Here is a 5234-nt window from a genome sequence, read left to right on the forward strand (position 1 = left end):
CAACCCGAGTGGGCAAATGCGTTTCCAGGGTTGGTGAGCTAGCAACGCTTTGTCGAATGGATACCGAGTACGCTCGTGCCCATGTGTGCTTAGAAAGCGCTCGTGTTTTGGCACGTGTAGTGGCATCAGTTTTATGGATTCCACGGCGCTCAAAGTCTGCCATAACCGTCGCATCAACCAACACAAAGTGTTTGAGAACCTCGCAGCACGAGGCAAAACCTCGGTTGATTGGTTCTTTGGCTTCAAGCTGCATCTGGTGGTCAATGATCGGGGTGAACTGCTCAACATCATTCTGACTCCAGGCAACACTGATGACCGTACCCCAGTGCCAAAGCTGTTGCAGCAATTGTTTGGGAGAGTGTTTGCCGACAAAGGGTATATCTCACAACAGCTCGCCACACAGTTGCTCCAAACCGCAGGCATTCAACTGGTGACTAAGCTCAAGCGCAACATGAAACAGCGATTGATGTCGCTCAATGACCGTCTGATGCTCAGAAAGCGCTCGATTATTGAAAGTATCATCGACCAGTTGAAAAACATTTCTCAAATCGAGCATTCTCGGCATCGTTCTCCGGTCAATTGTTTTGTCAACATTTTGGCTGGAGGGAATTGCCTACTGCCATCAGCCAAAGAAACCGTCGATCGCAATCGACTACAATCTCTTGCTTCCAGCTTAACCCGAACTCACGTTAGTATAGCAATCTTAATCCATTTATGGAATTCTCTTTTTTCTGTGTTCTGGAGCGTCCTCAGCAGTTGGTTAAAAAAAGGTAGTTTTCACAAATCAAATAGAATTGCTATATAAAAAGCGAAAAGCTAATTGTTGCCATTACTCAAGCGTAAAAGAATTCGTTGGGTTAAAGGGAACTGTGAAGACGAAATATATAACCCCAGCACCCAAAAGTGTAATCGCCAGGCTGAACACAACTACCCAACGGCCTGTCGGTTCGTAGGTGTCATCATCAATGGCATCGCGGATAGTGAAATAGTGCCAAGTTGAGAGTAACACTGTCATCAAACCCACGAGGGAGAAGATTAAACCCAACTTCCAACCAGTGCCGAGATGAGGTATTTGGGGAGGTTGGAAGTAGCGTAGACGCACGATAACAACACCAAAACCCATCAGCGCGATCGCTGTCCGCATCCATGCTAGGTATGTGCGCTCATTTGCCAAATGATCCCGCACCCGCGAGGAATTCTGTCGCCCTTTGCTGTGTGTATTTGCAGCTGTATTAGTCACTGCTCACCCTAACTTTTTATCTAAACTGTCTGAGATTTATCATTCAAAATCATACAATTTCTGGAAATAATCAATCTCCCCAAAAATTGCTTCAAAATCTAAAATTCTAGAAGCGAGATAGTACGATTGAGTTACACAGATACCCGACTTCTCCAAGAAGTCGGGTATCTCTCCACATAGCCTGTACTTCATTCGACTGCAAGCCGCTGTAAAGGTAAACATGGTAGATGGCTTAATCCTTTTCTACGCTCCTGATTAGATTTCGTAATGCCAGAACGGTTGTTGCTCGTGCAGAAGAATGAAGTGCTGAGGCAAACGTTGAATAATACCTCGCTTCTCAAACTCATTCAGCAGTCGCGTCACGGTGACTCTGGTAGCACCGATGATTTCAGCAATTTCCTGATGAGTCAATCGTAAATCGATCAGTTGTCCTTGCTCAATTTCACGACCAAACTTTTTTGCCAGCCAACTCAAAAGGCGTAAAAGTGCGGCATCCACCGATTTACTGTGGAGAATTTCCATAAATTCTTGAAATTGTTGGATGTGTTGGATTGTCAACTGGGCAGTTTGTTGCCAATCTTTAACGGGCAAGAGGGTTGCTTCTACAAGTGTGAGACATTCAATTTGATAAGCCTCAGCTTTTGATAAAACCTTACCAGCAATATCCCCTGTCCCCCATACACCGAGAGTGATGGGCGTATCGTCTTCGAGCCAGGTTAAGGTGCGAACCACCCCAGACTCGATTTTCCAAAGATAATCCGGCTCTAAGGGCAGTAGAGAGCGGCGAGCAAATTTTCGTTGCTTGAGTTGAGCAGGACTAGAAAATAAACGCAAAGAGGCGGTCATTAGAGTAATCCAATGTTGAAATTACAGCCAACCGAGAGTTGTGGGGGTGGATTTCAGAGATTTTTACTAATATACTATATTCCGATAGACAAACTGTAGATTTAATAGCCAAAACCGGAGTATCCCTCAATTGGACACAAAATCAACCAGCCAACCAGACAAACTCAGCTTAGTGTCTTACCTAGCTCCCAATATGTTCTGGTTCTACGAAGCAGTTGGGGCATATTTGGGGGGAGTATTGGGTGTAGAACCGCAGATTGTGCAAAGCAAGTACGATCCGCTTGCAGATCCGGTGATGCTGCAAGATAAACTGGACATTGCTTTTATTTGTGGTTTGCCTTTTGTGCAGCTTGACAGCATCGTTCCCGGTCAACTCAAGGCTTTAGTTGCGCCAGTGATGGGGGGTAGCCGCTATCAAAATCAGGCAGTTTACTTCTCGGATATCATCGTCAATGCTGAGAGTAACCTAAAAAGTTTTGAGGATCTGGCAGGAAAAATATTGTGCTACAACGAGCCGGGTTCAAACAGCGGCTACAACTTGTTGCGCTATCGACTTTTACAGGGTGGATATAGTAGCTTTTTCGGCAAGGTAATCCAATCTGGTTCGCATCAACGTTCTATTCAATTAGTTGTTGACGGATTGGCTGATTGTTCGTCGATCGACAGCACTGTGTTAGAACAAGAACTGCGCGATTCGCCGGAATTGTCCGATCATTTGCGGATAATCGAGTCAATTGGGCCATGTCCGATGCCTCCCGTAGTTGTATCGCAGCGGCTGAGTACAGCTTTGATAAATGAGCTAGAATCTGCGCTACTACAGCCAAATACAGAATTGCAATCTGCCATGAATCGGGCGCAAATACAGTCCTACGTTGCTGTGCAGTCGGAAGATTATGCTCCAATTGGCAGTATTTATGATGCTGCTGTACGCGCAGGTTACGAAATAATCGGCTCAAGAGAGTGAAAAGATTTTGTAATTGCCAAGACTCTGATTACGTGATTAAGCAACTCAGATTTATTAACATTTCTATTAGCTTAGTGTCAGCGCTAACCAATAGAGATTAATAGGAGTGTGATGCTTTTTCAGGGCGATGTACTGCGCGATCTACCTTAATTGTTAGCTCCAGATTGTTAACATTTAATGTCAGTTTACGCTTATCTGAGTGAAGATTATTACAGGCTGCAAGAGGCTGTTCCACCAACTGAAGTGCCTCATGATTCTGCTCAGTACGCAGCCACGCATCAAGAAAAACTTGCTCAAATAGTTCACGTTGAGCATGGGAGCCGCCAATTTCATACAAGCGCGGTAAAGTTGATCCTAGTTGCGCGATCGCTCTGTGGCAATCTGTTCTAGCATGAGCAACCATGCCTCGCGCTGCTGGCAATACTACTTCATTCCACGTCCGTTTTATAAAGGGTTTAGCAGCTTTGGCGTAAGCTTGCATACTTAATAGCATTTTGGTCACTTGGTCATTTTGACCTGCTCGTGCTAAAGCGTAAACATAATGCAAATCTTGAAAAGGTAAGGCGTGTTCGTGAATTCTGGGTGCGAGGTAAGGAGCAATATTTTGCCAGCGATCGCCCACATCTACTCCTCTTAATTCCAACCGCAACAGCAGCGAAATAGCACCCACTTGGTCTTTTGACGATTCTTTCCAGGCACGGCCCCAAATGTGAGTATCGTAAAGTTTCAATACTTTCTTTATTTCTTCTTTTTCTAGATAGTAAAGGGCAATATGCCACCAATTATGCGTGTACAAAAGTGAGTTGCAGTTCTCCCAGGTATCAGAGAGGCTTTCCATCCAAGCAATTCCTTCATCCAGCCGCCCCTGCGTTTCCATCACATGAGCTACTGCATGATGCGCCCAAGGATCGTGACGGTTCATTTCTGTTGCCTTTCGCCCCCATTCTTCAGCTTCTTTCAGGCGATGGCACTGTTCTAAACCGAAGGCAATCATCCCGTATAAATAATGATTTTCGCGATTGCTAAAAAAAACTTTTTCAGCAATATTTAGCAGCCCTTCTTTGTCTCCCAAATAGAAGTAGTGATACTGTCCCCTCTGAACAGAAGCAATGTCGCGAGGAAACTTTTCGGCAATTTCCTCATGGTAAGCGATCGCTCGATCTATATCCCCGCTAGCCCAAGCCGAAATCCCATAAACATAAAGCTTCTCACGCTCATTCGCCTGCGAGAGATACTTTTTAGCTGCTTGCAGATAGGGTGCTGCTTGATTTTTAGCTTCTGCACTTTCTAGCGAGAGGTAATGCGCTGCTGCATGAGCATTGGCGACAACGCAGGTTGGATCTGCGGCAATTCCTTGCAGAATTGCTTCCGCATCATTGCCGTAGCTGAGTGACTGATCCACAAAGTGATTGATGGCTGCGATCGCATCCGGGGAGTTGGTAGTCACTTCAAGCCCTTGAGAGTCTTTTAGCATAATCTACGGTAATCCGGTCGAGATACTGTATTTAACTTAAATTGGAGTATGTCACAGCTAACTTTAAAAAGCAAGTATGTGTCTACCTGATTTGATTGCGCTCGTGTATAAGCTGTAATCAACAAATCTTCATCTGTCTTATGGAATATTTTAAGTAGTTAGACAAAATTAATTACATAGCTTTTTCCAAATTCTCTCAAAATCTTTTCAACAGATGCAACAGAGGTTTCCCAAGCTTTGTAAGCATCAATCTCAATCCATTCATACTTAATAAACCGCCACAAAATTTCAATTAAATTTAATTCGGGAGAGTAGGAGGGTAACTCAAAAATGCTAAGATTCCGTTCTCGCCATTCTTCCCGTTTCTCAAGAATGGCATCACTGGTATGAATAGATGATTGATCAACAACAATCACTGTTGGCTTATCCACTACTGGAAAAAAAGCATCAATACAAGCGATAACCACATCGGAATTAATAGTTTGGAGCGAAACATAAGTTTCCAGATGATTACCCCGATTTATTATCCCCAAAATATTTAAACGCCGACTATGACAACTGGAAATCTCTAAGTATTCTCCAATATCTTGCCAGCCATACGGGACAGAAGGAATCCGGCTAAATCCCACTTCATCTAAGTAATACAAGTCAATTTTCCCTTCATCCTCTAATCGCTTCAGTTGAGCAAGCTGTGCCTTCTTTTCCTCATA

General features: G+C 44.1%; 5 protein-coding genes and 1 pseudogene. 2 read left to right on the top strand and 4 right to left on the bottom strand.

Annotated features, from left to right (window positions below):
- A pseudogene (locus tag H6F63_RS20280) lies at positions 1-677 on the top strand (IS982 family transposase); the annotation flags it as partial.
- Positions 678-829: 152 nt separating this feature from the next.
- Here H6F63_RS20280 and H6F63_RS20285 read toward each other — a convergent pair.
- A complete protein-coding gene (locus tag H6F63_RS20285) occupies positions 830-1240 on the bottom strand; it encodes a DUF202 domain-containing protein (RefSeq protein WP_347269335.1) in 411 nt (136 codons plus the stop codon).
- 255 nt (positions 1241-1495) lie between these two features.
- The gene (locus H6F63_RS20290) at positions 1496-2086 is read right to left on the bottom strand and encodes a Crp/Fnr family transcriptional regulator (RefSeq protein WP_190452956.1); all 591 of its coding nucleotides are present in this window, start codon (positions 2084-2086) and stop codon (positions 1496-1498) included.
- Positions 2087-2216: 130 nt separating this feature from the next.
- Between H6F63_RS20290 and H6F63_RS20295 the strand changes: the two genes are divergently transcribed.
- A complete protein-coding gene (locus tag H6F63_RS20295; protein WP_242019976.1) occupies positions 2217-3050 on the top strand; it encodes a PhnD/SsuA/transferrin family substrate-binding protein in 834 nt (277 codons plus the stop codon).
- Positions 3051-3147: 97 nt separating this feature from the next.
- On the opposite strand, the gene H6F63_RS20300 is transcribed toward H6F63_RS20295, so the two are convergent.
- Positions 3148-4524, bottom strand: a complete 1377-nt coding sequence (locus H6F63_RS20300; protein WP_242019978.1) for a tetratricopeptide repeat protein — start codon at positions 4522-4524, stop codon at positions 3148-3150.
- Positions 4525-4682: 158 nt separating this feature from the next.
- Positions 4683-5234: transposase (locus H6F63_RS20305; RefSeq protein ID WP_190639291.1), on the bottom strand; the 552-nt coding region annotated here is incomplete at its 5' end.

Origin of the sequence: Trichocoleus sp. FACHB-40, assembly GCF_014695915.1 — a bacterium.
In the GTDB taxonomy this organism is placed as follows: domain Bacteria; phylum Cyanobacteriota; class Cyanobacteriia; order Cyanobacteriales; family FACHB-T130; genus Funiculus; species Funiculus sociatus.

What these genes read in the sequence shown, in the direction of transcription:
- H6F63_RS20290 (WP_190452956.1), bottom strand. Translation starts at nt 2,086, where the DNA reads ATGACCGCCTCTTTGCGTTTATTTTCTAGTCCTGCTCAACTCAAGCAA.
- H6F63_RS20300 (WP_242019978.1), bottom strand. Translation starts at nt 4,524, where the DNA reads ATGCTAAAAGACTCTCAAGGGCTTGAAGTGACTACCAACTCCCCGGAT.